The organism is Streptomyces sp. NPDC033221, from assembly GCF_055577005.1.
Genome location: NZ_JBVIQN010000010.1, coordinates 131903 through 148353, shown reverse-complemented (window position 1 = coordinate 148353; position 16451 = coordinate 131903). Strand labels below are relative to the sequence as shown.

Below are 16451 nucleotides of genomic sequence, written 5' to 3'. Positions count from 1 at the left end.
CGTGACTGTTTCACGCCCCCGGCGCACAACCTGACGCCGGTCCCGTGCGTAGCCCGCCACCGGACTGGTTAGGCTCCTTGGCGTGAGCAGGCTCCATGTCGTCAGCGGCAAGGGCGGTACCGGCAAGACCACGGTCGCCGCTGCCCTCGCCCTCGCCCTGGCCACCGAGGGACGCCGTACCCTCCTGGTCGAGGTCGAGGGCCGGCAGGGCATTGCCCAGGTGTTCGAGACCGAAGCGCTTCCCTACGAGGAACGCAAGATCGCGGTGGCGCCCGGGCCCGATGGCGGCAGCGTGTACGCGCTGGCCATCGACGCCGAGCGGGCGCTGCTGGACTACCTCCAGATGTTCTACAAACTCGGCGGCGCGGGCCGCGCCCTCAAGAAGCTGGGCGCGATCGACTTCGCCACGACCATCGCGCCCGGACTGCGGGACGTCCTGCTGACCGGCAAGGCGTGCGAGGCGGTGCGCCGCAAGGACAAGCGCGGGCGGTTCATCTACGACGCCGTGGTGATGGACGCCCCGCCCACCGGCCGCATCACCCGCTTCCTGAACGTCAACGACGAGGTCGCCGGCCTGGCGAAGATAGGCCCGATCCACCATCAGGCGCAGGCCGTGATGCGGGTCCTGAAGTCGCCGGAAACGGCCGTCCACCTGGTGACGCTGCTGGAGGAGATGCCCGTCCAGGAGACCGTGGACGGCGTCGCGGAGCTGCGCGCCGCCGGGCTGCCGGTGGGCGGCGTGGTGATCAACATGACCCGGCCCGAGGTGCTGGACACCGGCGAGGTCGACATCGCCGCCAACGGGGCACGCCGGGGCATCGCCGAGGCGCTGGCCGAGGCGGGCCTGCGCGGCGGCCGCCGTGGCGCGGCCGGTGTGAAGTGGGCCGACGGGCTCATCGACCCGCTCCTCGAAGAGGCCCGCGAACACGCGCAGCGCGTCGACCTGGAACGGGCCGGGCACGCCGAGCTGGCCGGACTCGACCTGCCCAGTTACGAGTTGGAGCTGCTCCCCGAGGGAGTGGACCTCGCCGGGCTGTACCGGCTCGCGCGAGACCTGCGGAAACAGGGGCCCATATGACCGCGGACGCAAGCACCCGGGACGACAGCGCCGCACCGTCCCGGCGCACCGCGCAGCCCGCCTCCGGGCACGGCGCGCTGGACTCCCCCGCCGCGCTCCTCGAAGTGGACCCGCTGCTTGACGACCCGCGCACCCGCATCGTCGTGTGCTGCGGTTCCGGCGGCGTCGGCAAGACCACGACCGCCGCGGCCCTCGGCGTACGCGCCGCCGAGCGCGGCCGCAAGGCCGTCGTCCTGACCATCGACCCCGCCCGCCGGCTGGCGCAGTCGATGGGCATCTCGGAGCTGGACAACGTTCCCCGCCGGGTCAAGGGCGTCGACGAGAGCGCGGGCGGCGAGCTGCACGCCATGATGCTGGACATGAAGCGCACCTTCGACGAGATCGTCGAGGCGCACGCGGACGCCGACCGGGCCCGCGCCATCCTGGAGAACCCCTTCTACCAGTCCCTGTCGGCCGGTTTCGCGGGCACGCAGGAGTACATGGCCATGGAGAAGCTGGGCCAGCTGCGCAGCCGCGACGCGTGGGACCTGATCATCGTCGACACCCCGCCCAGCCGCTCCGCGCTCGACTTCCTGGACGCGCCCAAGCGCCTCGGGTCGTTCCTGGACGGCAAGTTCATCCGGGTGCTGATGGCGCCCGCGAAGGCCGGCGGGCGGGCCGGCATGAAGTTCCTCAATGTCGGTATGTCGATGATGACCGGCACCCTCAGCAAGATCATGGGCGGTCAACTGCTCCGAGACGTGCAGACGTTCGCCGCCGCCATGGACACCATGTTCGGCGGCTTCCGTACGCGCGCGGATGCGACGTACCGGCTGCTCCAGGCACCCGGCACCGCGTTCCTCGTCGTGGCGGCGCCGGAGCGGGACGCGCTGCGCGAGGCCGCGTACTTCGTCGAGCGGCTGGCCGCCGAGCAGATGCCGCTGGCCGGGCTCGTCCTGAACCGGGTGCACGGCAGCGGCGCCGCCCAGCTCAGCTCGGAACGGGCACTGGCCGCCGCGGAGGCCCTCCTGGACCGCGACCGGGCCGCCTCCGAGGACGATGAGACCTCGGATGACGCACCGAACGATGCGTCGGCCGACGGCCCGGGTGACGGCCCGCGCGACGGGCACACACCGGGTGCGGGGAAGCCGTCCGACGGCCGGTCTGAAAATCTTGGCGGGAACGGCATTGTGGATCTAGCGGACGGGAAGGCTGATTCTCGTACCGCCGACGGCCACTCCCCCGCCGCGGCGGACCCACGAACAACTGACGACACCCCGTCGGCGGCGCGGCTCGCCGCCGGGCTGCTGCGGTTGCACGCCGAGCGGATGCAGGTACTGGCACGCGAGCGGCGTACGCGCGACCGCTTCACCGCGCTGCATCCCGAGGTCCCGGTGGCGCAGATCGCCGCGCTGCCCGGCGACGTGCACGACCTGGCGGGCCTGCGGGCCATCGGCGACCGCCTCGCCGTACAGGAACCGGCGCGCGAGGACGACCGACAGCGGCAGCACACCGAAGACTGACGCGCGCTGGCGAGGGCTGGCGGCCGCTGAGGTGAGCTGACGAGGACTGAACCGGGCCGCACGCCGTACCGGTCAGCACCGGGCCGCCACAGGGGCCGAAAGGCCCGTACAGGGACCAAGAGGCCACAGAGCCAAGGGACCAACGCCGACACGGCCTCGGAGCCCTGGGACACGGCAAAACCCGGAACCGGTGCCGGAGAGCCAGGCATGGGGGAAGCCAGCCACGGGGGAGAGTCAGGCATGGAGGAGCCAAGCACCGGCCACTCCGCACCGAGCACACCCGTACGACCAGAGCTCACACGGCCACGGCTCACATGGCCACAAGCTCAGACGGCCCCAGCTCGGACGCCCGCGGCACGACTGCATCCGTCCTCGGCATGCTCACGCACGGCCGCAGCCCGCGCCGGAAGCACCCACGGCCCACACCGGGCCGCAAGCCGACCGCACCGGACCACATCCGTCCGCATGCCGATCACATCCGCATGCCAGCCACACCGGTCCGCGTCGGATTGACCCGCGGACCGCCCGGCCTACGGCAGACGGCTACAACCGCCTAGCCAACCGCGGCGTAGTCCTCGTACGTACCGTCGTAGCGGTTGCCGTACGCGTTGTCGTAGGTGTTCTCGTACGTCTCGTCGTCCTCACAGTCCACGGGCAGGATGCCGGTGCTGCGCTCGTATTCCGTACGCGCCGTCTCCAACAGCCGGCGCCACGAGGTGACGGTCGGGCGGCGGCGCAGCAGCGCCCTCCGCTCGCGCTCGGTCATGCCGCCCCAGACTCCGAACTCCACGCGGTTGTCCAGGGCGTCGGCCAGGCACTCCGTCCGCACCGGGCATCCGGTGCAGACCGCCTTGGCACGGTTCTGGGCCGCGCCCTGAACGAACAGCTCGTCCGGATCGGTGGTGCGGCAGGCTGCCTGTGTACTCCAGTCGGTTACCCAGCTCATGCTGGCGCCGTCCTCTCCCGAATCGAGGCTCCCCCACGGCGGCAAGCGGCATATTCACCGTTGCCAGTTGAGGACGTTACGGAAGGCGAGCAGGGCGCAACACCCCCTTCGGGCCCAATCTTGAATGGCCCGAACGGACTATGCGTACGAGGCAGATCACCCAACGGAGTGAGCCGGTGGCATACGCCACGTTCCCGGCACCATGGGGCAGTTCGCCACTGCCACAACGGATTCACTGCAACAGAGGGGGACGTACGGGACAGGCTTCGCGCACGGAGGTGGGGTTGACGAACCGGCGTGATCCCTCGGCCGCGCCGGACGGGATCAGGTTAAACGAACAGATGCGCCCCTGTCCGGCGATTGAGAACGTAGCTACATCATGAAGTCGTAGCGGCCGGTCGCCGGTGCGAAGCCCCCCCGGAGGCATCGAAACGCAACCGACGCCCTCCCGGAGCCACAGCCCCCAACCCGCACGTTCGAATCCCCACCCGCCCTCACCCTCATCGCTCCCGCCCCCCTGCCTCCTCCTCCACCCCCTCCCCCGACTGTCCGGACGGCCCGGCCGCGCCCCGCTACGCCCCGCTCCCTCAGCACGTGACACCCGAGGGCTTAGGCTGCCCTCATGGGTAAGAAGCGCGACGGCGGGGGTCTGACCAAGACCCAGCAGGCCGCTAAATTCCTGGGTGTCAGCGTGCTGGCCGGAGCGGTGCTGGCGGGCCTGGCCCTCCCCGCCGCCGGCGCGCTGGGACTCGCGGCCAAGGGATCGGTCGAGGGATTCGACGAAATCCCCGCCAATCTCAAGACTCCACCGCTGAGCCAGCGGACCACCATCCTCGACGCGAGCGGCGGCGAGATCGCCAAGGTCTACTCGCGCGACCGCACCGTGGTCGGCCTGAAGGACATGTCGCCGTACGTCCAGAAGGCGATCGTCGCCATCGAGGACGCGCGTTTCTACCAGCACGGCGCGATCGACCTGAAGGGCATCCTGCGCGCGCTCAACAAGAACGCGCGGTCCGGCGGCGTATCCGAGGGTGCCTCGACGCTGACGCAGCAGTACGTGAAGAACGTCTTCGTCGAGGAGGCCGGCGACGACCCGGACAAGGTCGCGCAGGCCACCCAGCAGACCATCGGCCGCAAGGTCAAGGAGCTGAAGTACGCGATCCAGGTCGAGGAGGAGCTGGGCAAGCGCAAGATCCTGCAGAACTACCTGAACATCACCTTCTTCGGGCAGCAGGCCTACGGCGTCGAAGCCGCCTCCCAGCGGTACTTCAGCAAGCACGCCAAGGACCTGACCCTGGACGAGTCCGCGCTGCTGGCGGGCATCGTGCAGTCGCCGAGCCGGTACGACCCGGTCAACGACCCCAAGGAGGCGCAGCGCCGCCGTAACACCGTGCTGCAGCGGATGGCCGACACCAAGGCCGTCACGCAGGCCGAGGCCGACGCCGCCGCCAAGAAGCCGATCAAGCTGAAGGTCAGCCGGCCCAAGAACGGCTGCATCACGGCCGGTTCGGGCGCCGGGTTCTTCTGCGACTACGTCCGCGAGGTCCTGCTGAACGACCCGGCCTTCGGCAAGACCCGCAAGGAACGCGGCAAGCGCTGGAACCAGGGCGGCCTGACGATCCGTACGACGCTCGACCCGCAGACCCAGAGGTCGATCCAGTCGGCCGTCACCGGCCGCGTCTACGCCAACGACCCGGTCGCCACCGCGGCGACGATCGTCCAGCCCGGCACCGGAAAAATCCTGGGCATGGGCCAGTCACGCCCGTACGGCTTCGGTCAGAACCAGACCCAGATGAACCTTTCCGTCAACCAGAAGATGGGCGGCGGCGCGGGCTACCAGCCCGGCTCGACGTTCAAGCCGGTGATCGCGGCGGCGGCTCTGGAGGCGGGCAAGAGCCCGGACCAGTCGTACTCGTCGCCGTACAAGATGCCGTACCCCAGCCCGGTCCCCACCTGCACGGGGCAGTGGACGGGCCGGGACGTCGTCGGGAACGAGAACACCTCCGAGGTCGGCCCGTACGACATGAAGGAGGCGACCGCGAAGTCGGTCAACACCTACTTCGTGCAGATGATCAGCGACATCGGCATCTGCCCGGTCGTCAAGATGGCCGAGAAGATGGGCATCCAGCGGTCCAACGGCAACCCGGTGGAGCAGAAGCCGTCCATCGCCCTGGGCTCCCCCGAGGTGTCCCCGCTGACCATGGCCGGCGCGTACGCCACCTTCGCCAACGGGGGCGTCGCCTGCTCGCCGGTCGCCATCGAGTCGATCACGGAGGCCTCCGGCAAGGCACTGACAGTGCCGAAGACCAGCTGCCGGCGCGCGATGTCGGAGAAGACCGCCAAGACCATCAACGCCCTGCTCAAGGGCGTGGTCGAGGACGGCACGGGCAAGCAGGCCGGACTCCAGGGCCGGGACAGCGCGGGCAAGACCGGCACCACCGACAACCGGTACGCGGCCTGGTTCACCGGCTACACCCCGAACATGGCCGGCGCGGTGTGGGTGGGTGACCCGGCTCACAAGCGCCGGATGTTCGACATCACCATCGGCGGCACCTTCCACGACAAGGTGTACGGCGCGGACACCCCCGGCCCGATCTGGCGCGAGGCGATGTCGGGCGCACTGTCCGGCAAGCCCGCCCCGACCCTGCCCACCGTCCCGCTCGGCGACTCCGGCAAGGACAAGGGCGACGGCAAGAACGGCGGTGGCGGCGGCCACGGCCGACCCGGCGGAGGCGGCCACGGCGGCGGGCACGGCGACGACAAGCCGGGCGGCGGCTGGGACATCCCCGGCTTCCCCGGGCTCTTCGGGGGCGCGGGCGACTGACGCGGCGGGCGACTGATTCGGCGCGGGCAGGCAGAGGGGCGGGGACTGCGAGCGGGAACTCCGAGCGGGAGATACGAGCGGGGACTGCGAGCAGGAACTGTGAAGGGGCGCTCCCACCAGACGGTGGGGCGCCCCTTCCGTACGGGAGGCGGGGGAAACGCCCGGCTGGGACCTCCGCCCCGCGCCTTCCCTCCCCTCGCCCCTCCCTCAGTCCCTCAGTCCTTCAGTCCTTCAGTCCCTCAACCCGCGAGCAGCTTCTTGACCACCGCGGCCACCCGGCCGCCCTCGGCCCGGCCCGCGATCTTCGGGTTCACGATCTTCATGACGGCGCCCATGGCCCGCGGCCCCTCGGCGCCGCCGGCCTTCGCCTCGGCCACGGCCTCGGCAACGATGTTCTCCAGCTCCTCGTCCGAGAGCGGCTTCGGCAGGTACTCGGCGAGCACCTCACCCTCCGCGCGCTCCCGCTCCGCCGACTCGGCGCGGCCGCCCTTGTCGAACGCCTCGGCGGCCTCCCGGCGCTTCTTCGCCTCCCGCGCGATGATCTTTTCGACCTCGGCGTCCGACAGCACGCGCGCCTCGGTTCCCGCGACCTCCTCCTTCTGGACGGCGGTCAGGGTGAGACGGAGGGTGGAAGAGCGCAGTTCGTCACGGGCCCTGATGGCCGTGGTGAGGTCGTCCTGCAGCTTCGACTTGAGCGTGGTCATGACGTCGAGTATGCCCGTACGCGGCGCCGGACGCTTCACCATTACCCACCGGCAAGCGGCCCGAGCACCTCCCCGGCCCTCCTCGGCCTTCCGTGGCCTCCTCCCCCCTCCGCAGCCGGCCACCGACGCACCGATGGGCGGCACCCCCGCTCCCTCTGCAACGATGGGAACCATGCGCGCCCGTTACGGAGTCCCCCTGTCCATCGCCGCGGCCGGTGCGGCGGGCCTGGCCTACGCCGCCGGATTCGAAGCCCGTTCCTTCAGACTGCGCCGGGTCACCGTGCCCGTACTGCCGCCCGGCATGCGGCCGTTGCGTGTCCTCCAGGTCTCCGACATCCACATGGTCAGCGGCCAGCGCAAGAAGCAGCGCTGGCTCCAGTCGCTGGCCGGGCTGCGCCCCGACTTCGTCATCAACACCGGTGACAACCTCTCCGACACCGAAGGCATCCCGGAGGTGCTGGACGCGCTCGGCCCGCTCATGGAGTTCCCGGGCGCGTACGTCTTCGGCTCGAACGATTACTACGGTCCAAAGCTGCGCAATCCCGCCCGCTACCTGATCGAGAAGGCCCAGAAGCGGCACGGTCTGAACGGCAACGCCCCTGCGGTCGGCGTCGTCCACAACCCGTGGGAAGACCTGCGCGACGCCTTCGACACGGCGGGCTGGGTCAACCTCACCAACACCCGCGGCCGCCTGAAGCTGGACGGCTCGGCCGGCGGCTTCGAGATCGCGCTGACCGGCCTGGACGACCCGCACATCAAGCGGGACCGCTACTCCATGGTCTCCGGCGGCCCGGAGCCCGACGCCGACCTCTCCCTGGCCGTCGTACACGCCCCCTACCTGCGTGCCCTGGACGCCTTCACCGCCGACGGCTACCCGCTGGTCCTGGCCGGCCACACCCACGGTGGCCAGCTCTGCATCCCCTTCTACGGAGCCCTGGTCACCAACTGCGACATCGACACGCAGCGGGTCAAGGGCCTGTCCACCCACACCACGGGCGGCCACACCTCCTTCCTCCACGTCTCCGCGGGCTGCGGCACCAACCGCTACACCCCGGTCCGCTTCGCCTGCCCCCCGGAGGCGACGCTGCTCACACTGACCCCCCGGAACTGATCCCCCGGCCCCGCCCTCTGCAGGGCGGCGCTCCTCCCCTCAATTCGCACACACGCTCTGCATCACCCCCCACTCCCGTCTAGCGTGGGGGGATGATCGACCCCACCAGCGCTCGCGTCCCCAGTTCCCGCCCACCCCAGGCCACGTCCCACGCCTCCACCCGGTACGCCCGGGGAGCGGCGGCCGCCTCGGCCCAGACCCCGGCCTCCGCGGTCGTGCCACCGGTCCGACGCCCGCTGGCCGCCGCCTTCCGCCTGCTGATCGCGCTGGCCGCCCTGACCGGCCTGGTCCTGGACATCGCGATCACTCCGGACCTGGGCCGGCTCTTCAGCTACTTCACGGTCCAGACGAACATCGCCGTGGCCGTCTTCTTCGCCTGGTCCGCCTACCGCGCCTGGGCCGCCCGCCCCCCGATCTCCACGCGGATCAGCGGTGGCGTCCTCCTGTACATAGCCATCACCGGTCTCGTCTTCCACCTGGTCCTCACCAACGACTCCAACAGCTTCTCGATGACCGGCACCCCGGAGCACGACGCCGTCCGCACCGTCTCCACCCAGCTCCTGCACACCGTCACCCCCATCGGCGCCGCCCTCGACTGGCTCCTGCTCACCGCCCCCCGCGGCTTCCGCTGGCGCTACGCCGGACTGTGGCTGGCCTACCCCTTCCTCTACCTCCCCTTCGCCCTCATCCGCGGCGCCCTCCTCTCGCCCGGCACCGAGGGCCGCTACCCGTACCCCTTCCTCGACGTCGACCTCCACGGCTACGCCGGCATCGCCCTGAACACCCTCATCTTCGGCTCCGCCTTCTACGCCCTCGCCCTGATCCTCGTCGCGATCGACCAGGTCAGGCCCCAACCGCGTCGCCCGGAGAACCGGATTTCACCTATGGGGATCGGTCCGCTAAAGTAGAGCTCGTTGCTTCGGGGTGTGGCGCAGCTTGGCAGCGCGCTTCGTTCGGGACGAAGAGGTCGTGGGTTCAAATCCCGCCACCCCGACTGAAGGAACACCAGGTCAGGGGCCTGATCCGCTAGAGCGGGTCGGGCCCCTGACTCGTTTCGCTTTCATTTGGGAGCCACGCAGGGGGCCAGTCCTGGAGCTCGCCTGTCGGGTCCCCCTCAGCGACACCCGAGGGGAACGCGTGCCGAGGAATTCCAGAGCACGCAATGCAGTGAGCCAGGACACGTTTCCGGCGGGGCCAGGGGAGCAGTAGGTGCCTCCTGCTGCCACTTGAGTCACCGCGCTTCGTCGCTTCGTTCGCCCCGCAGACCAACGTGTGTGCCGACGAGCGGTACAGGGATGAGCGCGGCAGAGCGCGGCTGAGCAGCCTGCCGCCTGAGCACGGGGCCGGGGCAGAGACTTGCCGGATTGCGCAGCTGTGCCGCCTGCTGATCCGATGGGATCGGCGAGGCGGCGATCACAACGCGGCTTATCGCGTCGGTCGTTGCGCAGTGGATGAGGGGGCGGGCGACACCCCCGTACTGCATATCCCGCCCGCCCCCTCAATCTCTCATCGCAGCTCGGCTCATTCGTGAGCCGCTGCGGGGCCAGGATTACTGCCGCCTTCGTCTATGGCGGTTTGCTTCCACTTCGGCGGCGAAGCGGAGCCACTGTTCGGCGCAGCTTCGTGCGGCTCGTGCCACTGTGTCCACGCGGTGCCTCGGGACGGCCGCGGCCATGTGCTGCCATCTGCGCTCGTCGCCCGTGGCCTGCATTCTCAGAAGTTGCAACAGTGCCCGGCCGGCATCTGTGCGCATGGCGGGGTCTTTCAGCAGCCTGTCCAGTGCGGTCTCGATGGCAGTCGAGGTGATGTGTGGGAGCAGGCTCAAGGGAGCTGTTGGCGGGGTGTCTCGGGCGGTGGAGTTGTCCGGGCCGGGGGCCGGGGTGAGGGAATGCGCGCGGCCGTTCTGCACCATGCTTTTCTTCATTTTCCCGATCCGTTCGGTTGAACGGCTGCGCGACTGCAACGCCACCCATCTGGGAGGTGCCATGGGTGGCGGTGCTCCGCTCCGGCCGCTGCGACTGGGTGCCGGTCGACCGCCGCGGTGACGGCCCTCCCGGCTTGGCTCGGCGGAAGAGGATGGGTCTTCCGCCGAGCCTTGCTACCTCGCCCCCGTGGGCACCTGGCAGCGTGATGTGCCACCGCTGTCCCCCGTGCGCATCCCGCCGCCCCGCCCCCTGGCGCGTACGGCATGGGTCTGCGCCCGATCGGGTGACCGCATCACGTTGCGTTGCCCTGGTCTCATGATGGTCCGTTTCCGGGTGATCGCCAGAAAGAGGAAACGACGTTTCCCCTTGGGGGAGGTGGGGGCGGCTTGGGGTGGTAAGGGTGAGTTGGTCTGCGGGTGAGCGTGGGTGGGGGCGGGCCTGCGGGGGGTGGTCGGCCGCACAGCTTTTGGGGCATGGCGGGTAGTCACTGCGTATGGCGGGTCAGGAGTGCTCCCAGCTCCGTGCGTTGGTGGAGTACGGACCGGCCGTCGCGCGTCGTGGTGAGCAGCCCGGCGCCGCGGAGGGCCGCCGCGGGGGCGGAGGCGGTGGCGTTGCTTACATTGAGTCGGCGGGCCAGGCCGGTAGTGGTGTGGGGTGTGGCGAGGAGGACGAGGATTTCGGTGCGGGTGCGGCCGAGGACGGCGGCCAGCGCTTGGGATGGGTCGAGCGGGGCGGACGGGCCGGACGCGTCGGGGCGCGGGAGGGGGAGGCCGGGGCCGGCCGGGTAGGTGATGGTCAGAGCGTGGCGGGTGAACTCGGCGCGGTGGAGGTCCTGTACGAGTGGCCACACGGGGCGCAGGAGCGTTTCGAAGGCCGTGTTATGGGCCCTTCGCAGGAGGTTCCAGGCGTCGGTGTCGTCGCGGTACAGGTCGCGGATCCAGGGCGGTGGCGGGCACGTACTGCCCTCGTACACGCGCCGCATTTCGGAGCGGAGCACGTCCTGCCGGGTGGCCCGTACGGTGTCCAGCCCCTCCTCCAGCGAGTCGCTGAACACGTCGAGGAAGCGGGGCGCCCGGCGTGCGGTTGCCGGCGCCCACCGGGGTGCATCCGGTCGGGGCGGCCACGCTGTATCTGGTCGATGAGAAGCGGGCGGATCCGTGGGAGGCGATCGCCGTACGTGAAGTGCTGGTCACGGTGTTCTATCCGGCGCGGGCTGTCCAAGGCGCGCCGCTCCCGCCGCAGGTACGCCCGGAGTTGCCGCGTACGGGCGTGGACTGAGCGGCCACCAAGACCCATGCGTACGTGGACGCGCCCGCGCAGTGCGTGCGGCGGCCGGTGCTGCTCCACAGTCCTGGCGGCGCTGATCCGCGCGCGCTCAATACCTCCGTGGCCGAGGACTTGGCGAGCCACGGGTGGGTGGTGGTGACCGTCAATCACCCGGGGGACGCGCTCGCCGTCGAGTTCCCGGTGGCGCGGGAGGGCCGGGAGCTGGTGCGCACGACCGTGTTCCGGGGGGACCCCCGGGCGGTCTCGGAGCAGTTCCGGACGATGATCGCGACGCGGGTCGCCGACCTGCGGTTCGTGCTGGACCGGTTGGCGGAGCTGGCGGCCGGGCATGGTTCTGACGCGGCGGGGCGGCCCGTACCGGAGGGGCTGGCGTATGCGCTGGACCTGCGACGGGTGGGTGTGTACGGGCACTCGGCGGGTGGCACCGCGGCCGCCCAGGCGCTGTACGAGGACCCCCGTATCGGCGCGGCGGTCGACTGGGAGGGCTTCCTCGACCAGGCGCCGGACGCGGCCGGGCGCCCCGGTGACCTGCTTCCGGTCGCCCGGGACGGGGTGGATCGGCCGCTGCTCCTGGTGGGCACGGACGGCTTCACCGGCCGGGCGCGGCTGGAACGTTCCTGGGCGGCCATGCTCGCCCACCCGGGGAGACACACGCGCCCCCACCATCTGCCGGAGCGTTGGTTGACGGACGTCAGGAAGTCGCGGCGTACGGCGCCGCGGTCTTAGGGCCGTACGCCGTGGGACGCTATGGTCGGAGCGCAGGCCAGAGGGACGAGGGGGCGGCCGCCGATGATGCCGGACGAGGCAGTGATCGGCTGTGCCGGGGAGCTGGTTCTCGGGACCCGTGGCGCCGCCGGGCCCGGTGAGGTCCTGGTGAGTGTCAGGGGTGGGACCGAGACGTTCCTCGCCTGGTCCGACGATCCCCTGCCGCGGGGGACGGCCGTGCTCGTGGTCGAGTCCCGGGGCAGTCGCCAGGTCGACGTGATCAGATGGGCCGATCCATTGGACGCGTTGGCCGGTGACACCGGCGACGCCGGTTGAGGAGACGACGAAGGATGTTCGGTTACCGCGTTCCCGCCCCCGACGAGGCGATGCTGATCTCGGGTGGCAGGCGTGGGCTCGGGGGTGCGCCGTTCCGCGTCGTGACCGGCCACGGCAAGTTCGTCCTGCCGGTCTTCCGCAAGACCCGCTTCCTGACCCTGGCGATGTGCGAGTCGGAGGTCGTCGAGACCTGTGTGACCCGGCAGGGCATCGCCCTGACGGTACGGGCCGTGATCGCCTTCAAGGTCGGCAACGACACCGAGAGCATCGTCAACGCGGGCCAGCGGTTCCTCTCCGACCAGGACCAGATGTCGGTGCTGACCGGCCGGATCTTCGCCGGTCACCTGCGGTCCATCATCGGGTCGATGACGGTCGAGGAGATCGTCACCGAGCGGCAGAAGCTGGCCACCGAGGTGCTGGACACCTCGAAGTCCGAGATGGCGAAGATCGGGCTGCATGTGGACTCGTTGCAGATCCAGTCGATCGACGACGGCGACACCGGCTACATCGACGCCATGTCCGCCCCGCACAAGGCGGCCATCCAGCGGCAGGCGCAGATCGCGCAGGCGCAGGCCACGCAGGCCGCGGCTGAGGCGGAGCAGGAGGCGGCGCGCAAGCAGGCCGAGTACGCGCGGCAGACCGCCGTCGTCCAGGCCGAGTACTCGGCCCAGGTGGACCGTGCGCAGGCCCAAGCCGCGCAGGCCGGGCCGCTGGCCGAGGCCCACGCGCAGCAGGAGGTGCTGGACGCGCAGACCGAACTGGCGGAACGGGCCGCGCAGCTGCGCCAGCAGCAGCTGGTGGCCGAGGTCGTCAAGCCCGCGGAGGCGGACGCGGAGCGCATCCGGGTGCTCGCCGTGGCCGAGGCCGAGCGGATGAAGATCCAGGCGGAGGCCGCCGCGTCGTACGACCGGGTGGCGCTGGACCGGATGCTGATCGACCAGCTCCCGCAGATCGTGAAGGAGGCCGCGGCCGGCCTCTCCGGCGCCAACGTCAACGTGCTCAACGGCGCGGACGGGCTGGGTGAGATCGCGGCCGGGCTGGTCGGGCAGGGGCTGACGATCCTGGATTCCGTACGGCGCAATCTGGGGGCGCCGGAGGAGGGCTCGGCTGACGGGCGGGTGCCGGAGCAGGGCAGCGGGCGGGTGGAGATCGAGTAAGCGCGTCGGCAAGTGGGGGGCGGGGTCGTACCGGCGGGCGGGCACGCGCCGTACCCACCCGCCCACCGGTACGGATCAGTGGCGCCGGCCGGCCTGGGCGCGGGTCCCGGCGACGGCCAGGGAAGCGGCGGAGATGCCGACGGCGGTCATGGTCGCGGTGACGGCGCTCTGCCGGGTCAGGCTGTCCGCCGTCAGCAGGACGGTGGCGGCGATCACCGAGGCGACGATGTTGCCGGGTAACAGGTAGAGCAAGAACGTCAGTTGGGCGCGGGCCGGACTGCGTGGCGGTGCGGGCTCGGGGGCGTCGGGGCGGCCTTGGTGGAGGGTGGTCCAGCGCTGGGTCTCCTCGTGCTGTTCGCGGGAGCGTTGCAGGCGGGCGACGAGCAGGAGGGCCGCGGCCGTGAGCGCCCCGGCGGCGATGACGGCGCCGAGCGCGGGCCAGGGGGCCGGGGTCAGCAGCAGGACGGCGACCAGCGCGGGCGTGGACCAGAAAGTGACGCAGGACGCGGCGGCGATGCGGTGCGAGTACGGGCGGTCGGGGCCGGCGCGCAGGGCGGCGGCCGCGGGGAGGTACCAGACGCAGCCGGCGGCGAAGAGCGCGGTGGCGCCGAGGGCGAGGGTGGCGTGGGACACGGGGATTCCTCCCTCGGGGGAGAGGGGTGGGTGGCGGTGCGGCGGACGGGTTCTCTGGGACGGGCCGGGCCCTGGAGCGGTGCCCACGGCTGCGGGGGCGTCGGCGTGCCCCCGCAGCCGCGGGCCGGGGACGTCAGGTGCGGCTCGATTCCAGCGCGGCGACCTCCGGGTGGTGCAGGTCGAAGGCCGGGGATTCGCTGCGGATACGCGGCAGCGAGGTGAAGTTGTGGCGGGGCGGCGGGCAGGAGGTGGCCCATTCCAGTGAGCGGCTGTAGCCCCAGGGGTCGTCGACGGTGACCTTCTTGCCGTATTTGGCGGTCTTCCAGACGTTGTAGAAGAAGGGCAGGAAGGACAGGCCCAGCAGGAAGGAGCCGATGGACGAGAGGGTGTTGAGGGTGGTGAATCCGTCGGCGGCGAGGTAGTCCGCGTACCGCCTGGGCATTCCTTCGGCCCCGAGCCAGTGCTGTACGAGGAAGGTGAGGTTGAAGCCGACGGTGAGGGTCCAGAAGGTGATTTTGCCGAGCCGCTCGTCGAGCATCTTGCCGGTGAACTTGGGCCACCAGAAGTGGAATCCGGCGAACATCGCGTACACGACCGTACCGAAAAGCGTGTAGTGGAAGTGCGCGACGACGAAATAGGTGTCCGAGACGTGGAAGTCCATGGGCGGGGAGGCCAGGATGACGCCGGTCAGGCCGCCGAAGACGAAGGTGACGAGGAAGCCGGTGGCCCAGAGCATCGGGGCCTCGAAGGACAGCGACCCCTTCCACATGGTGCCGATCCAGTTGAAGAACTTCACTCCGGTCGGCACCGCGATCAGGAAGGTCATGAAGGCGAAGAAGGGCAGCAGCACGCCGCCGGTCACATACATGTGGTGGGCCCATACGGTGACGGACAGGCCCGCGATGGAGATCGTGGCGGCGATCAGCCCGATGTAGCCGAACATCGGTTTCCGGGAGAAGACCGGAATGACCTCGGAGACGATGCCGAAGAACGGCAGGGCGAGGACGTAGACCTCGGGGTGCCCGAAGAACCAGAAGAGGTGCTGCCAGAGCAGTGCGCCGCCGTTGGCCGCGTCGAAGATGTGCGAACCGAATTTACGGTCCATTTCGAGGGCGAACAGGGCGGCGGCCAGTACGGGGAAGACCATCAGGATCAGCAGCGCGGTCAGCAGCACGTTCCACGTGAAGATCGGCATCCGAAACATCGTCATGCCGGGGGCGCGCATACAGATGATGGTGGTGATGAAGTTGACCGCGCCCAGGATCGACCCGAAGCCGGAGAGCGCCACGCCCATGATCCACATGTCGGCGCCGACGCCGGGCGAGTGCACCGCGTCCGAGAGCGGCGCGTACGCGAACCAGCCGAAGTCGGCGGCGCCCTGCGGGGTGAGGAAGCCGGCCGCCGCGATCAGCGAACCGAACAGGAACAGCCAGTAGGCGAGCATGTTCAGTCGCGGGAAGGCCACATCCGGCGCGCCGATCTGCAGCGGCATCAGCCAGTTCGCGAAGCCGGTGAACAGCGGCATCGCGAACAGCAGCAGCATCACCGAGCCGTGCATCGTGAACGCCTGGTTGAACTGCTCGTTCGACATGATCTGCGTGCCGGGGCGGGCCAGTTCGGCCCGCATCAGCAGCGCCATCAGGCCGCCCACCAGGAAGAACACAAACGCCGTGACCAGGTAGAGCGTCCCGATCTTCTTGTGGTCGGTGGTGGTCAGCCACTCCAGCGGGATCCGGCGGCGGACCGGGCGGGGGCCGAGTACGGCGGGCGGCGGGGCGGCGGCGGCAGGCGGTGGGCCGGTGACGGTGCCGGACCCGGCCCCGGAGGCAGACGCGGACCCGGTTCCACTCCCGGACCCGGTCCCGCTCCCGTCGGCCGCGCCCCGGTGCCCGCCCGTATCCCGGTGGGTGTCCGTCCCGGTGGCGGACCCGGCCGGGGTGCCGGGGTTTGCCTCCGATCCGGGGTCTGACTGCGTACGTGTATCCGATCCGTCCACCGGGCTGTGTCCTTCACCTCTGGCGCATGACTCCGACTCTGGCCGGGAAGAGCCTCAGCACGGGGGAGAGACCGGCTCTTCCCGGCCTCACCAGGGTCGTTCGCGGCGCGTCCGCCGCCATAGGGCCGGGCGGGCCGGGACGGCCGCCGACGGTCCCTCTCCTGATCGGCCTACCGGCCCGGCGCCGGGCCGGGCGCGGCGGGCTCACGGCGCAGCGCATGCCAACCGGCCTCGTATCGCACGCTTT

14 protein-coding genes and 1 tRNA gene are annotated in these 16451 nt (G+C 70.6%); 10 read left to right on the top strand and 5 right to left on the bottom strand.

Features of this window, described 5'->3' with window-relative positions:
- The first annotated feature begins 82 nt into the window (after positions 1 to 82).
- The gene (gene bagA, locus ACZ53K_RS15945; protein WP_468836253.1) at positions 83 to 1078 is read left to right on the top strand and encodes an ATPase BagA; all 996 of its coding nucleotides are present in this window, start codon (positions 83 to 85) and stop codon (positions 1076 to 1078) included.
- Positions 1075 to 2580, top strand: coding sequence for an ATPase BagB (gene bagB, locus ACZ53K_RS15940; protein WP_468836250.1), 1506 nt, complete (start codon positions 1075 to 1077; stop codon positions 2578 to 2580). The genes bagA and bagB overlap by 4 nt, the downstream gene beginning before the upstream one ends.
- Positions 2581 to 3133: 553 nt before the next feature.
- On the opposite strand, the gene ACZ53K_RS15935 is transcribed toward bagB, so the two are convergent.
- Positions 3134 to 3526: a WhiB family transcriptional regulator gene (locus ACZ53K_RS15935; protein WP_468836247.1), complete on the bottom strand. Its 393-nt coding sequence runs from the start codon at positions 3524 to 3526 to the stop codon at positions 3134 to 3136.
- Between the two features lie 622 nt (positions 3527 to 4148).
- On the opposite strand from ACZ53K_RS15935, the gene ACZ53K_RS15930 reads away from it, so the two are divergent.
- Entirely contained in the window at positions 4149 to 6350 is a 2202-nt protein-coding gene (locus tag ACZ53K_RS15930) for a transglycosylase domain-containing protein (protein WP_468836245.1), read from the top strand.
- Positions 6351 to 6589: 239 nt separating this feature from the next.
- Here the strand turns inward: ACZ53K_RS15930 and ACZ53K_RS15925 are convergent, their stop codons facing one another.
- The gene (locus tag ACZ53K_RS15925; protein WP_468836243.1) at positions 6590 to 7054 is read right to left on the bottom strand and encodes a GatB/YqeY domain-containing protein; all 465 of its coding nucleotides are present in this window, start codon (positions 7052 to 7054) and stop codon (positions 6590 to 6592) included.
- Positions 7055 to 7226: 172 nt separating this feature from the next.
- Between ACZ53K_RS15925 and ACZ53K_RS15920 the strand changes: the two genes are divergently transcribed.
- The 3 genes from ACZ53K_RS15920 (at position 7227) to ACZ53K_RS15910 (ending at position 9159) form a co-directional block, all read left to right on the top strand.
- Positions 7227 to 8165 carry a metallophosphoesterase gene (locus tag ACZ53K_RS15920; protein WP_468836241.1) on the top strand — a complete coding sequence of 313 codons (939 nt, stop codon included), beginning with the start codon at positions 7227 to 7229 and terminating at the stop codon, positions 8163 to 8165.
- 92 nt (positions 8166 to 8257) lie between these two features.
- Entirely contained in the window at positions 8258 to 9073 is an 816-nt protein-coding gene (locus ACZ53K_RS15915) for a Pr6Pr family membrane protein (RefSeq protein ID WP_468836238.1), read from the top strand.
- Between the two features lie 12 nt (positions 9074 to 9085).
- Positions 9086 to 9159 (top strand) — tRNA-Pro (locus tag ACZ53K_RS15910).
- Between the two features lie 1415 nt (positions 9160 to 10574).
- Here ACZ53K_RS15910 and ACZ53K_RS15905 read toward each other — a convergent pair.
- Entirely contained in the window at positions 10575 to 11144 is a 570-nt protein-coding gene (locus ACZ53K_RS15905; protein ID WP_468836235.1) for a hypothetical protein, read from the bottom strand.
- Positions 11145 to 11167: 23 nt separating this feature from the next.
- Here ACZ53K_RS15905 and ACZ53K_RS15900 point away from each other — a divergent pair, with 23 nt between their 5' ends.
- The 4 genes from ACZ53K_RS15900 (at position 11168) to ACZ53K_RS15885 (ending at position 13575) form a co-directional block, all read left to right on the top strand.
- On the top strand, positions 11168 to 11368 hold the full coding sequence (locus ACZ53K_RS15900) for a hypothetical protein (protein WP_468836233.1): 201 nt from the start codon (positions 11168 to 11170) through the stop codon (positions 11366 to 11368).
- Between the two features lie 24 nt (positions 11369 to 11392).
- Positions 11393 to 12103, top strand: coding sequence for an alpha/beta hydrolase (locus ACZ53K_RS15895; protein ID WP_468836230.1), 711 nt, complete (start codon positions 11393 to 11395; stop codon positions 12101 to 12103).
- A gap of 63 nt (positions 12104 to 12166) precedes the next feature.
- Positions 12167 to 12418: a hypothetical protein gene (locus tag ACZ53K_RS15890; protein ID WP_468836227.1), complete on the top strand. Its 252-nt coding sequence runs from the start codon at positions 12167 to 12169 to the stop codon at positions 12416 to 12418.
- Positions 12419 to 12432: 14 nt separating this feature from the next.
- Complete coding sequence (locus ACZ53K_RS15885) at positions 12433 to 13575, top strand: SPFH domain-containing protein (protein WP_468836225.1); 1143 nt, start codon at positions 12433 to 12435, stop codon at positions 13573 to 13575.
- Positions 13576 to 13650: 75 nt separating this feature from the next.
- On the opposite strand, the gene ACZ53K_RS15880 is transcribed toward ACZ53K_RS15885, so the two are convergent.
- Together ACZ53K_RS15880 and ctaD are read right to left on the bottom strand one after the other, a co-directional pair.
- Positions 13651 to 14208 (bottom strand): hypothetical protein, encoded by a 558-nt coding sequence (locus ACZ53K_RS15880; RefSeq protein ID WP_468836222.1) that lies wholly within the window; start codon positions 14206 to 14208, stop codon positions 13651 to 13653.
- A gap of 133 nt (positions 14209 to 14341) precedes the next feature.
- Positions 14342 to 16204 (bottom strand): aa3-type cytochrome oxidase subunit I, encoded by a 1863-nt coding sequence (ctaD, locus tag ACZ53K_RS15875; RefSeq protein ID WP_468836219.1) that lies wholly within the window; start codon positions 16202 to 16204, stop codon positions 14342 to 14344.
- Positions 16205 to 16451 lie beyond the last annotated feature (247 nt).

Bases quoted from the DNA above. Each gene is read 5' to 3' on its own strand.
- bagB (WP_468836250.1), top strand. From the start codon at position 1,075: ATGACCGCGGACGCAAGCACCCGGGACGACAGCGCCGCACCGTCCCGG.
- ACZ53K_RS15935 (WP_468836247.1), bottom strand. From the start codon at position 3,526: ATGAGCTGGGTAACCGACTGGAGTACACAGGCAGCCTGCCGCACCACC.
- ACZ53K_RS15930 (WP_468836245.1), top strand. From the start codon at position 4,149: ATGGGTAAGAAGCGCGACGGCGGGGGTCTGACCAAGACCCAGCAGGCC.
- ACZ53K_RS15925 (WP_468836243.1), bottom strand. From the start codon at position 7,054: ATGACCACGCTCAAGTCGAAGCTGCAGGACGACCTCACCACGGCCATC.
- ACZ53K_RS15920 (WP_468836241.1), top strand. From the start codon at position 7,227: ATGCGCGCCCGTTACGGAGTCCCCCTGTCCATCGCCGCGGCCGGTGCG.
- ACZ53K_RS15915 (WP_468836238.1), top strand. From the start codon at position 8,258: ATGATCGACCCCACCAGCGCTCGCGTCCCCAGTTCCCGCCCACCCCAG.
- ACZ53K_RS15890 (WP_468836227.1), top strand. From the start codon at position 12,167: ATGATGCCGGACGAGGCAGTGATCGGCTGTGCCGGGGAGCTGGTTCTC.
- ACZ53K_RS15885 (WP_468836225.1), top strand. From the start codon at position 12,433: ATGTTCGGTTACCGCGTTCCCGCCCCCGACGAGGCGATGCTGATCTCG.